15 protein-coding genes are annotated in these 16,723 nt (G+C 56.9%); 6 read left to right on the top strand and 9 right to left on the bottom strand.

Annotated elements, in window-relative coordinates:
• Window positions 1-88: 88 nt before the first annotated feature.
• From ACTQ48_RS05580 to ACTQ48_RS05550, 7 genes are all read right to left on the bottom strand, one after another.
• Window positions 89-1,516, bottom strand: coding sequence for a M20/M25/M40 family metallo-hydrolase (locus ACTQ48_RS05580; protein ID WP_441570338.1), 1,428 nt, complete (start codon window positions 1,514-1,516; stop codon window positions 89-91).
• 72 nt (window positions 1,517-1,588) lie between these two features.
• Window positions 1,589-2,374 carry an amino acid ABC transporter ATP-binding protein gene (locus tag ACTQ48_RS05575; RefSeq protein WP_154518360.1) on the bottom strand — a complete coding sequence of 262 codons (786 nt, stop codon included), beginning with the start codon at window positions 2,372-2,374 and terminating at the stop codon, window positions 1,589-1,591.
• Between the two features lie 22 nt (window positions 2,375-2,396).
• A complete protein-coding gene (locus ACTQ48_RS05570; protein ID WP_154518357.1) occupies window positions 2,397-3,545 on the bottom strand; it encodes an amino acid ABC transporter permease in 1,149 nt (382 codons plus the stop codon).
• 9 nt (window positions 3,546-3,554) lie between these two features.
• The gene (locus ACTQ48_RS05565) at window positions 3,555-4,481 is read right to left on the bottom strand and encodes a transporter substrate-binding domain-containing protein (RefSeq protein WP_441016985.1); all 927 of its coding nucleotides are present in this window, start codon (window positions 4,479-4,481) and stop codon (window positions 3,555-3,557) included.
• A gap of 287 nt (window positions 4,482-4,768) precedes the next feature.
• Window positions 4,769-5,662 carry an aldose 1-epimerase family protein gene (locus ACTQ48_RS05560; RefSeq protein WP_427719707.1) on the bottom strand — a complete coding sequence of 298 codons (894 nt, stop codon included), beginning with the start codon at window positions 5,660-5,662 and terminating at the stop codon, window positions 4,769-4,771.
• 114 nt (window positions 5,663-5,776) lie between these two features.
• Window positions 5,777-6,643 (bottom strand): hypothetical protein, encoded by an 867-nt coding sequence (locus ACTQ48_RS05555; protein WP_441559644.1) that lies wholly within the window; start codon window positions 6,641-6,643, stop codon window positions 5,777-5,779.
• Between the two features lie 125 nt (window positions 6,644-6,768).
• Entirely contained in the window at window positions 6,769-8,085 is a 1,317-nt protein-coding gene (locus tag ACTQ48_RS05550) for an ATP-binding protein (protein WP_441570337.1), read from the bottom strand.
• 115 nt (window positions 8,086-8,200) lie between these two features.
• Here ACTQ48_RS05550 and ACTQ48_RS05545 point away from each other — a divergent pair, with 115 nt between their 5' ends.
• Window positions 8,201-8,395, top strand: coding sequence for a hypothetical protein (locus tag ACTQ48_RS05545; protein WP_441016976.1), 195 nt, complete (start codon window positions 8,201-8,203; stop codon window positions 8,393-8,395).
• Window positions 8,389-8,532, top strand: a complete 144-nt coding sequence (locus tag ACTQ48_RS05540; RefSeq protein ID WP_195838622.1) for a hypothetical protein — start codon at window positions 8,389-8,391, stop codon at window positions 8,530-8,532. Before ACTQ48_RS05545 ends, ACTQ48_RS05540 begins: the two co-directional genes overlap by 7 nt.
• Before the next feature lie 196 nt (window positions 8,533-8,728).
• On the opposite strand, the gene ACTQ48_RS05535 is transcribed toward ACTQ48_RS05540, so the two are convergent.
• Window positions 8,729-10,291 carry a PTS transporter subunit EIIC gene (locus tag ACTQ48_RS05535; protein ID WP_427794056.1) on the bottom strand — a complete coding sequence of 521 codons (1,563 nt, stop codon included), beginning with the start codon at window positions 10,289-10,291 and terminating at the stop codon, window positions 8,729-8,731.
• 82 nt (window positions 10,292-10,373) lie between these two features.
• Entirely contained in the window at window positions 10,374-11,699 is a 1,326-nt protein-coding gene (locus ACTQ48_RS05530; protein WP_089573127.1) for a 6-phospho-alpha-glucosidase, read from the bottom strand.
• Between the two features lie 298 nt (window positions 11,700-11,997).
• Here ACTQ48_RS05530 and ACTQ48_RS05525 point away from each other — a divergent pair, with 298 nt between their 5' ends.
• The 4 genes from ACTQ48_RS05525 to ACTQ48_RS05510 all read left to right on the top strand — a co-directional run bounded on the left by ACTQ48_RS05525 (window position 11,998) and on the right by ACTQ48_RS05510 (window position 16,533).
• Complete coding sequence (locus tag ACTQ48_RS05525) at window positions 11,998-12,747, top strand: MurR/RpiR family transcriptional regulator (protein ID WP_117757480.1); 750 nt, start codon at window positions 11,998-12,000, stop codon at window positions 12,745-12,747.
• Between the two features lie 1,192 nt (window positions 12,748-13,939).
• Entirely contained in the window at window positions 13,940-15,478 is a 1,539-nt protein-coding gene (locus ACTQ48_RS05520; RefSeq protein WP_117743464.1) for an ATP-binding cassette domain-containing protein, read from the top strand.
• Between the two features lie 361 nt (window positions 15,479-15,839).
• Window positions 15,840-16,163, top strand: a complete 324-nt coding sequence (locus ACTQ48_RS05515) for a hypothetical protein (RefSeq protein ID WP_117734898.1) — start codon at window positions 15,840-15,842, stop codon at window positions 16,161-16,163.
• A 154-nt stretch (window positions 16,164-16,317) separates the two neighbouring features.
• Window positions 16,318-16,533 (top strand): hypothetical protein, encoded by a 216-nt coding sequence (locus tag ACTQ48_RS05510; protein ID WP_117743463.1) that lies wholly within the window; start codon window positions 16,318-16,320, stop codon window positions 16,531-16,533.
• Window positions 16,534-16,723 lie beyond the last annotated feature (190 nt).

Genomic DNA, 16,723 nt, shown 5'->3' with positions numbered 1-16,723 from the left:
CGTTGGGGACGTTCCTTAACGACGAGTCGTTTAAGAACGTCCCCAACGACTACAACGGCTAACAAAGGGACTGTCGCTTTGTCACATTCTAGAGCGTTTGAAGCAGAGCGATGAAAAAGTGGACACCCTGGAGGTAGGCACGGCGGGTAATGCGCTCGTTGGTGCCGTGGACACCGCGATCGCACTCGTCATCGTCGACCACAAACGCCGAAAAGCGAATGCATTCAGAGCAAATACGCTGATAGTTAGCCGCATCGGTGGCACCGATCACAGTTGAGGGCACAATGCCGACAGCAGCCCCGCCCGCCGCATTCGGTACGTTTTCCTCCGCCCCCTTTTGATCACGAAAGTAGCGGGCGGCAATAGTGCGAACGGCCTCGAGCCCCGGTCCGCCAACACGTGGGGACGGCGAAGGTTCTGAGCTGCCGGGGCCAAGTTCGACCTCCACGCGCCCGGTAAGGCCCGCAGCGGCAACGGCCTCGCGGCAACGGTCAACAACATCAGCCACGCCCGTGCCCTCGAGCATGCGGAAGTTAATATTGGCCCACATATCCTGCGGCATCACGTTGGCGCCAGTGCTGCCGCCCTCAATCTGCGTGGGCGCACAGGTAGTGGTCACGAGCGGATAGAGCTTGTTGCTGGCGAGGCAGTCGCGAACAATGACGCCTCCGTTGGCGGCAATCTCATCCGCCGTGTAGAGCCCCAACTCGACAAGCTGCGCGGCAAGCAGATCGGTCACGCGCATCGGCCACTCGATATCGCAGATTGCGGCGATAGCGCGGCTCAATACCTCGAGCGATGTGCCGCCGTAGGGGTTGGACGAATGTCCGCCTTCGCTCTTCGTCTTGAGCACGATATCGGCATAGCCCTTCTCGGCAAGGTCGGCATGCATAAGCCAGCCCTCGCCCGCGCCGTACTCGGCAGCCGAAACAATACGGTAGTCACCCTCGTCAATCAGGTATTCAAGTTCAACGCCGCGCTCCTCGAGCACGCGGCCGATGGCCCCCGCTCCATACTGCGTGGTTTCCTCGTCCTGGCCAAAGGCGAGCAGCAGCGTCCGCTCGTGCTCCCAGCCGTGCACCAACGCATACTCAACCGCCTCGAGAATACCTGCGACCTGGTCTTTCATGTCGATAGCGCCGCGACCCCAAATGTAGGTGTCGTCCACGTGACCGCTAAAGGGGGCATGCGTCCAGTCGGCCTCGGTGCCGGGCACCACGGGAACCACGTCCATGTGGCCCATGAGCATAACGGGCTTGAGGGCAGGGTCGGAACCGCCAAGTGTCACCAGCAGCGAGTGGTCGATGAGTTCGACCTCGCCCGCCGCGAACACATGTGGCCACGCCTGCTGCATATAGGCGCGCAGGTCATCGAACGGCTGCCAGTTCACCGCCTCGGCATCCATACTCGAAACGGTCGGAAACGACAGCACGCGCCCCAGACGCTCGCACGCGCCAACTTCGTCCAAATCGGCAAAATCATCCTCATGCGCAAAGAAGCGCCAAACCTCGGCCATGACATCCTTTCGATTGTGATGACGAGGGCCGCCCCACCGGAACGGCCCTGCCATGCAAACATTTGCGGTTGGTTATTTGTCCTCGAGATAGCGCGAGAGGAACTCGCGGGTACGCTGGTGCTTGGGGTTGCCAAAGAGCTCCGCCGGCGCGGCGTCCTCGAGGACCACGCCCTTGTCCATAAAGACCACGCGATCGGACACGGTGCGGGCAAAGGCCATCTCGTGCGTGACGACGACCATGGTCATGCCGTCGGCAGCGAGCTTGCGCATGACCTCGAGCACCTCTCCCACGATCTCGGGGTCGAGTGCGGAGGTCGGCTCGTCGAACAGCATGATCTGCGGATTCATGCATAGGGCACGAGCGATGGCCACGCGCTGCTTTTGACCACCGGACAGGCGACCCACGGCGGCGTGCGCGAACTTTTCGAGTCCCACGCTCGTCAGATGCTCCAGCGCGACCTTTTCGGCCTCGGCCTTGCTCATCTTTTTGAGCGTGACGGGCGCAAGCGTGCAGTTATCGAGCACGTCCATGTTGTTAAACAGGTTGAAGCCCTGGAACACCATGCCGATGTCCTCACGCAGCTTGTTAATGTTGCAGCGCTCGGCCGTGAGGTCCTGGCCATGGAACCAGATATGGCCCGCGTCCGGGGTCTCGAGCAGGTTGAGGCAGCGCAGAAAGGTCGATTTGCCCGAACCCGAAGCGCCGATAATGGTAACGACCTCACCGGGGTTAACGGACAGGTCGATGCCCTTGAGCACCTCGAGCGAGCCGAAGCTCTTGTGCAGGCCCTCGACGCGGATGAGCGGCTCATTGGTTTGTGCGGCGGCCGCAGCGCCGGTAGTGGCGGTATCTGCCATGATGATTCTCCTCGTCTTGAGCCTAGTTGGAGCTGGGCAGCGTGGCCGGGGCCTCGGCGCCGAGCTTTTTGCCAAAGGCCTCGAGCAGGCGGCTCGCCACGAGCGTCAGGATTAGGTAGACCACGAGTGCCACGCAGTAGACCTCCATCTGGCGGTAGTACACGCCGGCGACGGTAGTTGTGGCGTACATGAGGTCGAACACGCCGATGACCGAGAGCACCGACGAGTCCTTGATGTTGATGATGAGCTCGTTGGTGAGCGCCGGAATCGCGTTTTTAATGCCCTGGGGAAACACGACTTTACGCATAGCCTGCCACTGCGACAGACCCAGCGAGCGCGCCGCCTCGGCCTGACCGGGATCGATGGACTCGATGCCGCCGCGCAGGACCTCCATCATGTAGGCGGTGGAGTTGAGCGAAATGGTGACGAGGCCGGCGGTGAAGGTACTCCAAATCTGGTTGGCCTGGGCGGTCTCGAAGCCCATGCCGCGCAAAACGGTGAAGCCCGCGTAATAGATGAGCAGGCCCTGGACCATCATGGGCGTGCCGCGCACGATGGTGGAGTAGACGGTCGTAAAGCCGCGGCCGATGCTCTTAAAGAAGCGCACCAGGTCGTTATCCACGCGATCGAAGGTCTGAATGCGCAAAAACACAAAGAGCAGTGCCAGGAAAAAGGCGATGACGGTGCCGAAGGTGGCAAGCGCGATGGTGATCTCGATACCGCGAATGAAGAAGTCTCCGCTTTTGTAGGTCATGTAGACCAGGCTCGACAAAAAGTCGCTGGGGTTGGAATCCGAGACAATGCTCACCTGCACCAGGTCGATAAACGACATGACGCAGCGGTCGATAAAGAAAACTGCCGCGATGGCGACCGCGACGTAGCTGCCCAAGCGTGCTCCACGACGGAAACGCTCGGATGCGAACGGCGACTTTTCGCGATAGTCGCTCCAGTGCATAAGCTTGGTGACCAGCGCCGCCGCCGACACGACGAGCCACGCCCACAGGATCGCCCAAAGGCAATCTTGGAACACGCCCGTGGGGGCCAGGAAGCTCAGCGGCGTGGGGTTGCGCTGGCTAAACGCCAGTCCGAGCGCCGCGATGACGCTCGTGCCCAGGTACACATAACGATGGTCGGCTTTGATAAAGGAGACCAGACGATTAATGGCTTTCATGCTGCCTCCCTATGCCGGCTGACGGTCGAGGCACGCGTCCCACATCTGGTCGCGCTCCTCCTGGCTGACGCCCTTGAGCGTCTTGTCGATGAGCTTAAGCAGCTTGTCCGAGCCCTTGCGGCAGCCGACGTTTGCCGCGACCTCCTGCTTAAAGCCCTCGCCCTCGGCAAAATGAATGGGGACGATACCGGGATTTTGGGCCATGTAGCCCTTTTCGTTTTCGGTGTTGTACGTCACGGCGTCGCAGGTGCCCTGCAGCAGGTTCGAGAACACCGTGGGGACGGAGTCGACCGGGTTTTTGTGAACGACGCCCGGGATCTCGTCGATGACGGTATCGAGCATGGTGTCCTTTTGGCCGAGCACCGTGGCGCCGCTGAAGTCACTGAGCTTGGTGGCGTTTTGGTAGGGGGAACCCTCTTTTACGAACAGGCCAAAGTAGCCAATAAAGTACGGGTCGGAGAAGCCGACCGACTCCTCACGCTCGGGCGTGGCGCTCATACCGGCGATGATGAGGTCGATCTGGCCGTTGTTGAGCGAATCGATAAGGCCCGAGAAGCTCTGCTTGACGGCAACGGGCTCGCCACCGAGGGCCTTGCAGACGATCTTGGCGATCTGCACGTCGTAGCCATCGGCATAGGCGCCTTGTACGTTGTCGATGGGGATGGTGTACTCACTGGCTTCGGAAACCTGCCAGTTGTACGGGGCGTAGGCCGCCTCCATGCCGATGCGGATCTTATCCTTGCCGATCACGGAATCGGACAGGTCGTCGCGACCGCCGCCCGTCGTGGGCTGAACCACCTTGAGCGTGGACGGGCGCTGACAGCCGGCGAGCGCGCCGGCGACGACGGAAGCGCTCGCGGCAAGAGCGCTACCCAAGAAGATGCGACGGCTGCACACCGGCTGTGGACGCACGTCGCGCTGATGGGGAGAATGCATAATCTGCCTTCCCTGTTGAATCGTATGCTAACGACTTAACAGGATACCGCTCAGCGTTACCTCCAGCAGATGCATATATACAAATTAACAAACAGAAAACGATTGGTAGCCGTTGGGGACGTCGATGATTCGGCAATGCCAGCGAGCGCCACCCAGAGCGAACAAGTTGGCATGAAAAAGGCAAGGCATAGACCTTCTGGTCATGCCTTGCCTTTTGAATGACAAATTGTCGCTCTGGGTGGCGCGCAGCGTCGACCGGTCCGCCGTTCGTTAGAACGGCGGAACCTCTAGAGCAGCGTAACCTCGAAGGCGCGCTTGTCGGTGGCGCCGGGAGCCAAGGTGATGGTGTTGACCTTGTGCTCGAAGACGTCGTCCTCGGTGTCCATGGTGGTATGTCCGGTCCAAGGCTCGAGCGCCACGAACGGGGCGTCGTTGGCGGCAGACCACACGCCAATGTACTTAAAGCCCTCAAAGTCAATCTTGACGCCGTGGCCCGACTTGCGACTGCGCAGCGTGAGCGTGGAGCCCGGGGTATCGGTGAACATGATGGCGTCGTTGTCGAAGCTACGGTGTGTGATGGGCAGCACGTCCGAGTTATCGGGAGCCTTGTAGCTTCCCTCGAACGTCATAAGGCCATCGGGCGTGATGATGGGGGCCTCGTTAGTCCAAGCCTCGGTAAACGCCAGCTCGTAATCCTCGAACGCCTCGTCCTCGGCACCGGGAACGGGCACGTTAAATGCGGGGTGGCCGCCCACCGAAAACGGCAGGTCCACGTCGCCGGTGTTGGTGACGGCAAAGGTCTGCGTAAGAGTGGCGTCGCCAGTCAGGGCATAGGTCATGTTGAGCTTAAAGTGGAACGGGAAGGCCTTGAGCGACTCGGGCGTATCGGTGATCTCGTAGGTAACGGACGAACCGTCCTCCGACACCTCGACCAGCTTGTGCTCCACGATACGCGCGATGCCGTGGCGCGCCATCTCGCAGCTGCCGGCCGCAGACGTCGCCGTGTTGTTGCGCAGCGAGCCCACAATGGGGAACAGGATGGGCGCATGCTTGCCCCAAAAAGCGGGATCGCCCTGCCACAGATACTCGTTGCCGTTGAGGGCAAGGCTCGTGAGCTGGGCGCCCATGGAATCGATGGCCGCGGTGAGGCCGCCGCGCCTGATGGTAGTGACGGTAGACATGCTACTTCCTCCAAAAGTAAACAATAGTGTCGAGGACTATTGTCCCACTCTTGGCGGTGGGACGGGACGGCAGGCGATTATTGAGTAGCCATAGCGGAAATGGGCGGCGAGCGCCTACTGGGTATCCACGTAAAGGTCAAACCCGCCCTGCGAGGTGGTGTCGACCGTATCGGGCGCCCGCGAGTTAAAGCTCGCGGGAACCATTCTTTTCGAGGCACGAAAACGCGTGCCGTCGGTGGCGACAGGTGGCTCATCGACCGTAAGTTCGTAGTCGCCGGGCTTGAGCTCGATACCGTCACCTTCGGAATTGACGTATTGGTGCTCGTCGATCGCTTGTCCCTTGAGCGTGCGGCCTACGATATGGATGAGCATCTGGCTGTCGCCGCGCGCGGTATCCCACGTCGCGCCGTCCTTGACCTCGACCGACACATGCACCGAGCGCGTACGGTTGAGCGATTGTTCGACGGAGATCTCGACCTTGGCGGCGTCTTGGCGCTGCTGCTCAACATGGCTCCAAACGCTGCCGATTGCCGAGCAGGCGATAACGCCGGCCATGAAGGCGATGAGGATGGGGCCGAGCGGAGAGCGCCGGCCCGCGCCTTCCTCGCGAGCCAGATCGGGGCGATGCGTGGGCGCAGGCGCCTGGGCGCCCTGCGCGGGCACGTCGAGAATGCTAAAGGATGCCGTGCTGTCGGGGTCGATAGTGTGACGCGGCTGTGGGGTCCTTGCCGGCGAGATGGACATGTCGGCCGGCTCACCCAGTGTGGCCGTGGCGTCGGCCTTTGCCTCGTCGGCCTCAGCCTGGGCCCAGGCCTGTTCAAAGGTTAGGGGTTCGGCCGGGTCGGAAGCGGCGTCCGTCTCGACGGCATCGTCGCCGCTCTCGTCCTCGTCGCTCGACACGTCATGCGGTGCGGGCTCGTCCCACTCCTCGTCCGGAACCTCGCCCTCGCTATACCACCATTCAAAGTTATCGATATCCATACGGGGCGCCCCTTAGGCCTCGCAAATAAACACTTGCTAGCCTTATACCCCCAGACGGCACGAGGGCTCGCACGGAATGCGAAAAGGACTGCTCCTTTGTCGCATCGAAACGGATCTGTTTGCGTTTAGCCGCGGGTAATCTTATTTCTCAACAAGAAGTCGACTGCCCCCACGATTCTGATGCCATCGATGTCCGTTGGATGGTCGCCATCCCTGACAATCAGGATCTTCTCATACGAATCAGGAATTTTTCCTAGCGTGCTTAGCTTGAGCGGTCGCAGCTCGCGTTCCCTCGTCACCTCGGCATCGATCCGTTCGGTAAACTGGATATATTTGCGGTCTGATCCCTCGCCGATTGCGACAAAGTCGATTTCCCCCGCGCGTAGATGGCCGCAAAACACTTCGTATCCTTCAAAGACAAGCTGGTTGTAGATAACGTTCTCGAGCATCCTTCCGCTATCGCTACCTCTATATCCGTCAAGATAGCTGCGAATTCCCGTATCAGCTATGTAATATTTACCGCCTGTCTTAAGAAGCTTCCGCCCCTTGATGTCATACCTTTTTACTTTGGTAAACAGGTACGTCTCTTCCAGAGCGTCAATATATGCCGACACCGTCGATGCGTTGGTCTTACCGCCCGCTGATTCGTTGAGCGTCCCTACGATTTTGTTGACCGAGGTTTGGTTGGAGATGTTGTCTGCCAGATACGCACAGAGCCGCTCGAGAACATCGCGCTTGGTGATAGCTCCGCGACCCCTACGCGTCACACGCGACAGGATATCGCGCGCGACGATCGTCTGGTAGAGGCTACGGATATAGTCGCGACACAGCTCACGTCTCGGCTCATCATGGGCCAGAAACGGCATGCCGCCATAGGTTATGTACTGCTCAAGCACGGTATTTGAATTAAGGCGATCGCCCGTCTTGGAAACAAGTTCGACCCTCTCACCAAGCCCTTCAGCGGCGACCGCATCAATCGAGCGAAAATCAAGATATTCGCCAAACGTGAGAGGCTGCATCTTGATCTCGACATATCGGCCCGAGATAAGCGTTGCGAGCTCGCTCGATAGCAAAAAGGCATTGGAGCCCGTGACATAGATATCGCACGGCAAATCCACTCGGAGCGAGTTGACCGCCTTTTCCCAACCTTCGACATTCTGGAGCTCGTCAAAGAACAGGTAGGGATGATCGATGCCGTCGATGCGCTCCCGAACCATACGATAAAACGTCAGATAATCCGTAATTCCCGCGTACTCTAGAGATTCCATCTTAAAGGTCAGCAAACGCTCGGCTGGCACCCCCTGTTGCGCCAGATAGTCCCTCATCATGTCCAATAACGTTGATTTGCCACAACGGCGTATGCCCGTCACGATTTTGATGAGGTCGGTATCCTGAAAAGCAATGAGTCGATCAAGATAACGGCTTCGGCGAACGATATCCATAGAGTCTCCCTAGCGCCCGACCAGACATGAAATCTTATAAACTTGCATTTTTTGCAAGTTTATAAGATGTTACCTTAGAAACTTGAAGAATTTGCAAGTTTCTAAGGTATGGAATGTGACAAACGGACTGCCCCTTTGTCACATTAGCTTGGCGCTGCTCATGTGCCTGTTCTCGGTGTCATGCTTCACGCACTTCATGGACGTGGCACGCCGCCGCCATCCCAAGTCGATGGTACTCGCAAGCTCGGTTAAGCCCATGGGTTTAGCGTCGGCATCACGTTTGGCACCGCAGTGGGCGGAGCCGTGGTAAGCAACATTGGCATTGCGTACGTAGGCGCAGTGGGCGCCGCGTTCTCGCTTGTGGCCTGGGCGCTCACGCTGGTGACGATTAAGCTCGCCCGCTGGGAACGCCGTCGTCAATCAACACAGCCCCGGATGCAGGCATAGGGGCGAACATAGCCCAAGGTGGCGAGCAACCGGTGAAAACCGTCCCATACGAGTAGTGTCTATCCGCCTGCAAGCTCCGACAGTGCAATTTCGTGTATTTCAAATACACGAAATGCGCGTGGGCAACTCAAAGGCGGCGGCAGACACATTGTCTGCCACCGCCTTTTATACAGGATTTTATAGATATGTGGGGCGTTTACTCCATACCCAGCAGCTCGCGCATCTGGGTTGCGTAGTTAGATGCCATGTTGCCGTAGACAATCTGCACACCGCCGTTAACATGCACGATGCCACGCGCTTCGAGCTTTTCGGTAAACTCGGCGTCATCAACCACCTTGTCACAGTCATTGAGCTGGATGCGCAGACGGGTGAAGCAGGCCTCGACAGACTTAATGTTGTTGTCGCCGCCCACTGCCTCAACGATGGCGGGAATGAGGTCGCTGATCACGGTCTTGGGAGCCTTTTCGGCCTCATCGCCAGACTCTTCCTCACGGCCAGGGGTCTTTAGATCCTTCTTAAGAATGATGAACTTGAAGACGAAGTAGTACACCACGAAGTAGATGGGGCCGAGGAACAGGATAACCTGCCAGTTGGAGCCCTTGGCTGCACCCATAATGCCGTTAAAGATCAACGACAAGAGCGGGCCGCCAAAGGATGCGGAGCCGGCCACGTTGAACTGCAGGATATAGGTCAGCGCATAGGCAAGACCAGCCATGAGAGCGTGGAACACGTAGAGGATGGGCGCGATAAACAGGAAGGAGTACTCGAGCGGCTCGGTAATGCCGGAGAGGATGCAAGGCACCACGATGGCAATCATGAGCGCTGCGGTCTTCTTCTTGTTCTTGGGAAGCGCCGTCTTGTAGAAGGCGAGTGCAGCACCGGGCAGGCCGAACATGGCGAAGATAACCTTACCGTTCATGACAAAACGGCTGACCTCGATGTTAAACGGCGTGCTAGGAGAGCCCAGGATCGCGTTGTAGATATTGATAGCGCCCTGAACGGTCTGGCCGTCAATGGTCTCGACGCCACCGAGCGACGTGAAGAAGAACGGTAAATAGACAAAGTGATGCAGACCAAAAGGCAGGAGCATGCGCTCGCCAGCGCCGTAGACAAATGCACCAAAGGCACCCGTAGTCTTGATGAACTCGGACAGCGCACCGAGAGCGTTCTGGATAAACGGGAAAACAAAGGACATGACCAATGCGAGGACACTGCATGAGAGCAGCGTTACCGCCGGGATAAAGCGTGTGCCGTTGAAGATGGAGAACACGGCAGGCAGCTCAATCTTGTAGTAACGGTTATGCAGCCATGCGACGATTGCACCCACCAGAAGACCGCCGATAACGCCCGTGTCGAGCGTGGTGATACCGAGGATCGTGCTCTGGCCCGTCGTAAGATTGGCGGGATCGATAACGCCAGTCGCCGTAAGGAACGTGCCCATCACGGAGTTCATGCACATGTAGCCCAAAAAGCCACAAAGCGCCGCGGTAGCCTTCTCGGACTTGGCGAAGCCATAGGCGAGGCAAATCGAGAAGATAACCGGGATGTTGCTCATAACGATGCCGGCTGCGGCCTTAAGAATCGAAAAGAAAATCGCAAAGCCCGGAGCAGCAAGCCAGGGAACAGCTGCCGTAAGGGTGGGGCTGGTAAAGGCATTGCCAAAGCCCTGAAGGATGCCGGCGATTGGCAGGATCAGGACAGGCGTCATGAGGACTTTGCCCAGGCGCTGGAACTTTGCCAGCAGCTCATCTTTGTTCATGGGATACCCCTCTTAAAGAAACGGGGCGTGCAGTTCTACAACCCACACGCCCCATAACAGTTATCAAACGCTATGGAACTAGCTACTTAAGCTCCGGCCAGTAATCCTTATTGGCCTCGATGAGCTTATCGAGCACCTTACGCGCCTTCTTTGCGTCACCGACCAGACGATTAAGCGTGAGTGCCTGCAGGGCCTTCTCGTAGGAACCCTCCATCCAAGCCTCAACAGTCAGGCGCTCATAGGCGTACTGGTTCTCCATAAGACCGCGATAGAAGGTGCCAATCTTGCCAACAGCATAGGGCTGCGGGCCATTGGCGCCCACGCTTGCCGCGACCTCGACCATGGCGTCATCGGGCATACCCTCGATAATGCCGTTGTTGGGCACGATGACAATGAAGGTCTTGTTGGTGTTGCGATAAATGGCCGAGGTGATTTCCACGATCATATCGCCATGAGCATCGTTCTGCACAACCGAGGAGTTCTTTGCGGTGCCGACTTTGGCAACACGCTCGCACTCGGCGAACACGCGCTTCTCGCGACCGTTGATAACCTCGTCGGAGCGAGTGTAGTCGGGGTCGAGGTGAGCGACCTTGTACTCGGGATACAGATAGTACTGCAGATAAGTGTTGGGCAGATAGTCGGGGAAGTCCTCGAGCATATCCTTGACCATGGCGTAGGTATCAAGCCAGGACTGGTCACGCTGCTCGGCATCGGCAGGAAGGAAGCCGTTCTTCTCCGTGTACTCCTTAATCTGCGGGACGAGGTCATGGCCCTCTTCATCGTAGATGTGCTTGAACCAACCGAAGTGATTGAGGCCAAAGTACACAGGCTCCGTCTTGCTCATATCGCGACCGAGCAGGCGACCGTAAGAGCGCATGAGGTTGACAGGCTGGTCGCAGATGTTGAGAACGCGATGCTCATCGGGCAGGACGCGCTCGAGACCATATGCCACAATAGCAGCCGGATTGGTGTAATTGATAATCCACGCCTCCGGGCTATGGGCGCGAACGTCGTTGACGATCTCAACCATGTCATGCATGGAGCGCATACCGTAAGCCATGCCGCCAGGGCCCACCGTTTCCTGGCCGATGATTCCCATATGCAGCGGAATCTTCTCGTCCTTGCTACGCATCTCGTAGCCGCCGGTACGAATCTGGCAGAGCACAAAGTCGACGTCGGTGTAAGCCTCGTCCTTATCGGTGGTGTAACCAAACTCCACACCGGGCTCCTCCTCGGCGAAGAGAATCTTGCCAAACTCGCCGATCGGACGCTGGCGCTCGGCATCGATGTCATAGAGCATCACGCGGTTCAGCGGCAGAATGTCCATGTGCTTGGTCAGGGCTTTAAGAATGCCAGGGCACCACGTGGAGCCGCCGCCAACGATCACAATATTGAGCTTATCCTTCATGTTCCGTCCCTCCAGGGTTGGCTGATCGGTGTTCTCGAAGACCTTGGGCTCCGCGGCTGTCCTCGGCTTGCTTCGTTTCGATTGGTATTTTGCGACATAAGGTCATTTGCAAGTCCCCGTGTGGGCCAATGCGAAACGGGGACACATGATTTCGCTCACGACACAGATATGTGTAGGCAGACACGCGCGTTTGCCCAGTTCATGGGCAATAGGCAATCTTGACCGATTACCGATTTCTCACCTGGCTACACAAAGCGGTACCATATGTACGGCGAGGTGCGAGGGGCTGAAACATCTTATGAAAGATCAAGAATCTTTTTATGATCATGTGCGAGCTGGCGAGAGCAAGCTCAACGATCTCGAAAGCGAGATCATGCGCTACATCATCGAGCTGCGTGATGATATTGACGATGTCACGCTTAAGAGCGTTGCCGAACGGTTCTTCGTCGCTCCCAATACAATCGTCAGGCTTGCCCATAAACTTGGCTTCTCGGGGTTTACGGAGCTCAAACAATCGTATTCCGCCTCGCTCGATCGCAATCGATTCACTATCGAGGCACTTCCTCTTGATACCCAGCTCGTACAGACCAAAGATCTGCTTAACGACCGGGTCATCGATTCGGTTGTGAGTCTTATCCAGGACGCCTCGCATATCGTCTTCTTCTGCTCGGGCTTTTCGAAATACCCGTGCCTCGAGATGGCTGAAAAGCTCAAAATAATGGGCAAGAATACCGACACGCTCAGTGAACGCCACGTCATGAGGCATTACGCAGAACTCCTCGGCAAAAACGACCTGGTCTTCAGCGTTTCCGTAAGCGGCGAGACGCAGGTGTCTATTGACGCCACATCGATAGCCAAAACGCGCGGATGCAAGGTTGTCACGCTCACCGGCTTTTCTCGAAATTCCCTCTCGAAACTAGCCGACTACCCTATCTACACCGTGCAAAAAGAAATCCGCTTGGGCAGCATGGACCTCGACAGTCGATTGATGTTCTATTACGTTTTCGAATTGATATTTGAGCGCTACTTCAAACTGGCCAAGAAATAAAACTTGGTATGCGCCCGGCTTCGACTCTTTAGCAGCCTTCTATATGAAAGGTATCGCCCTATGCAACGCGTACTGTTTATCTGTCATGGGAACATCTGCAGATTCAGAAAAATGCCTAGCTAGTTAGGATCCCGGCGAACCATATCGCGTACCTTACGACGTTTTTACGATTTTGAGCCCCGATGCGATATTGCCGTGATGGAGAAAAGCAACTCCTTTCGCCTTTCCCCAGTAGCTGAAGAACGGAGAATCGAGCATAAGCATTCCTTTCCGGTCGTCTCAAACCTCTGCAATTTGGAGGGTAAATCGCGAAAGCTAATATCTCAAACACCAGAAAAATCAAGTCGATGACCTCGCTCAACATTCACGATGTTAGTGTCGGAAAAATTTAGCCAAATATAGTCGGCCGAGATTGACCAATCCCGGCCGACCCATTTTGGCCAACACGCCCGCATCTATGACTTTCCTATCGCATTCCTACATCCCCTCGGGCTGGATCCCCCTCACCTTCACCGCCTGGGGGACGGCCTCCACCGAGTACGTGTCGAGCCCCCTGCCGCGGTAGCTGGGGCCCCGCATCACGAACACCGACGCCTTGTCGAGCAGCCTGTCGAGGGCGGCGTGTTGGCGCCACCAGCGTAGTGGCGGCGGGGAGGCACGGTGGCCATTATTCGGTGACCGGGATTGGTCAAAATCGGTTGACTATTAGCGGCTAAAATCGCCCGGCGCTAACAACGACGCCCACCATCGCATGCTAGTTACAAGAAGCGGATGCACTAGTATTCTTTCAATCGACTTGCAAACCCCTTCAAGCGTCCAACGCAATGGCGTGCTTTCAGACGCAACGCCTCCTTGCGTCCGCATTATTGCTTTGTTAGACTCTACGGAAGAATTCAGCGCAGGCCCATATGCCAAGCCAGCGCCCCGGAAAGGAAAAGGATTCGTGAAGCTGTAGACGATACATATCGACGCCAATTTGCAAATTGCCATCTATCCAAGAATAAATCTGGCTGCACATTTGTCGTATCGTCTTTTCACTGATCCTCGTATATCCTAAACACTACCTTTGCGAGCATTGCCGTCGACTCATTTTCTTTCAGCTTGACTCGAGTCGACGGGCGTTCACGTTGGTCGGAACGAGCCAATCAGAGCATATGCGGCAAAACGCGGCCCCCCATGCCGAGGAGGCACAATGTCAAGAACCAATTTGAACAGCTCCACCACCCTCGTTCTTTCCCATATTACTTATGCATATCCTGGCAGCGCAATGCCCGCACTCGACAACGTGTCGGCGACATTTGCCCCCGGCTGGCACGGCATCGTCGGAGACAACGGGTGCGGGAAATCAACTTTCGTCCGCATTGCGTGCGGACTTCTGATTCCAGATCGCGGCGTCGTTTCACCGCGTCTCGTCTCCGCATATTGCGCGCAAGAAGCCGGAGTCGAACCGCCCATGCTCTTCGATTTTGCGTGCGACTTCGCCCCGGCGACCACGCACCTCAGAAGGATGCTCCGCATCACCGATGATATGCTCTGGCGTTTTTCCGAGCTCTCCGGTGGCGAGCAGAAGAAAATTCAAATAGCCGTCGCGCTTTGGCAGAATCCCGATCTTCTGGCAATGGATGAACCGACTAACCATGTGGACGCAGAATGCAGAAGGCAGATTTGCAAAGCACTCGCCGAGTACAAGGGTATTGGCCTCCTCGTCTCGCACGACCGTGCGTTGCTCGACTCCTTGGCAAAGGACTGCCTGTGCTTTGAGTCGGGGCACGTCACCATGCGCCCCGGCAACTACTCCCAAGCTCGCTCGCAGGCGAATCTGGAGCGCGAAAGCGCGGCGCGGGCCAAATCGATTGCGCGATCCGAAGAAAAGCGCATGAAGGCTGAGTATATCAGGCGCGTTGAAAACGCCTCACGGTCCGCATCCAAGAGAAGCGCCCGTCATGTCGATCCGAAGGATCACGACGCGAAAGCACGAATCAAACTCGCCATTCTCACTGGCAGAGACGGCGTTGCGGGCAAGCTCGCTTCGCGCATGGACTCCCGAATCCAGCGCGCGCAAGCCGCCGTCGACGCCCACCATGTCGAAAAGCGCTACGAAAGCACCTTGTGGATGGAAGCGCAACCCAGCCCGCGCAAAACACTGATTCACGTCAGCTCAGATCGCATACCGTGCGGCCCGAGGCAATCTTTGCGGGTTCCCGAGATTTATCTGGGAAATACCGATCATCTGGGCATAAGCGGCCCCAACGGAGCGGGGAAAACAACACTGGTCAAGCATATCCTGGAGATATTGGAAGGCCGCAAGGCCACGGGATTGGACATTCGCACGCTGTATATCCCTCAGGAAGTCGACGATTCATCCTCAATTGAATTCCTCTCGGAAATCAAGGACCTGCCCCAAGCCGAACGTGGAGCCCTGCTTTCGATCGTTGCGCAACTCAATTCGGATCCCGAACGAATATTGTCCGGCGAGAACATCAGCCCGGGGGAGCTGCGGAAGCTCATGCTCGCCCGCGGTATACTAGATGCCCCCGAAATCATCGTCATGGACGAACCCACGAATCACCTGGACCTGCACTCGGTGGAGGCACTCGAGCGAGCGCTTTCCGCCTTTCCCGGCGCGCTTGTTTTGGTGAGCCATGACGAGCAGTTCCTCTCGGCCTCATGCCCCCTCCGCTTGGATTTGGCCCCAGAAGAGGAGCACACTATTGGTCAGCCCCTCCTCTAGCGCTCAGGCATGTCTTCTGCAAGCCGCCTTCTTCTGATATCCCCTCCCCCGTTTTGCAAGCAACTCAGCGCAAATGGCCCATCCCCCTCAGCCTGAAGGCTCAGCGACACCAACGATACCGACGATTCAATATCTGGATGTCCATATTTGCCCCATCTGGGTGATTATTAAATTGTGTTTGTTCCGTGATTGAATACTTTGTCACCATTACGCCCCACTTCTTCTCATCAGAGGACGTCGAGAACGACAGGTCCTTGCGAAATAATCCCAGCTCAGAAGCTTATGGCATGATGTGCTCACCGAGTGCTCGATGACGATTGACGAATCGTCGGTAATATCCAATTTTAGGAAAGAGGTGTGTATGACCCGACCGAAGATCATGCGCGGACCGTTTGAATGCGGCTCCATCTCAACAACCAGTACGGCAATGTCGTCTATAAAGGAGTCTTCGGCGAGCATGCCGACTTGTTCTGAACGAGCTGTTCGACATGCCCTGAAGGCCGAAGAGATGTTCTCTCGCGTCATGTATCGCCAGATTCTTTGTGCCCACACGAAGCTCCATGGGGCAATGTTTGGGGACGATGATCTTCATGCCGCAACAAGAAATGTCGAGGAGATCTTGCGCAACGTCCTGCGCCTCTATCTCGATGTCCACGGCGAGCCGCAACGCGGAGTCAGCAAATAATTGGATTGAGAGGAGTTCGAGTATGAGGAAATTGAATCAGTTTATGAAGTTCGATTGGGAAGCTTTTGCGAAAGGCAAGCGTTTCCTTTGTGTCGGAGGTGGTAAATGGGTTGATTAAAACACCAAAGGGCATCGCGGCACCAAGATCGACGTGGTGATCACAACCGATAACACGCAGTATCACCAAAACGAAGGCGAGGTGGTCAGCAATCGTTTCGAGAAGCTTTCCATCAAGGTTTCGAACGATATCGAGATTCCCGTCAATCAGCACGTCATTCCCACCGGCGTGGTCGCAAAGGTTTACGGTGATTATCGCAACCAGTTGTCCATCACGGCGGACGGCATTACCGTCATCCCCGCGAAGGGCTAGGTGATTGTGGTGCGTTACTCCAGTGGCGCACCGGCGATCGTGTATTCGACCCCCAGCGCAAAGCTTTGTGTGCTGGGGGTCGCTTTATTTGCGGTCGCCGCGTGCGTTTATTGCATCGGGCTATTCGTGAACACCATTCTTGCGCCCATCGCCATAGAGCCCAGTACGGTGATGGCGTTTGGCGGCAACC

The sequence above is a fragment of the Collinsella sp. Sow4_E3 genome (genome assembly GCF_052116285.1).
In the GTDB taxonomy this organism is placed as follows: domain Bacteria; phylum Actinomycetota; class Coriobacteriia; order Coriobacteriales; family Coriobacteriaceae; genus Collinsella.
Note: the sequence above shows the minus strand (reverse complement) of the source record. Positions and strands in the feature narration are given on the sequence as shown.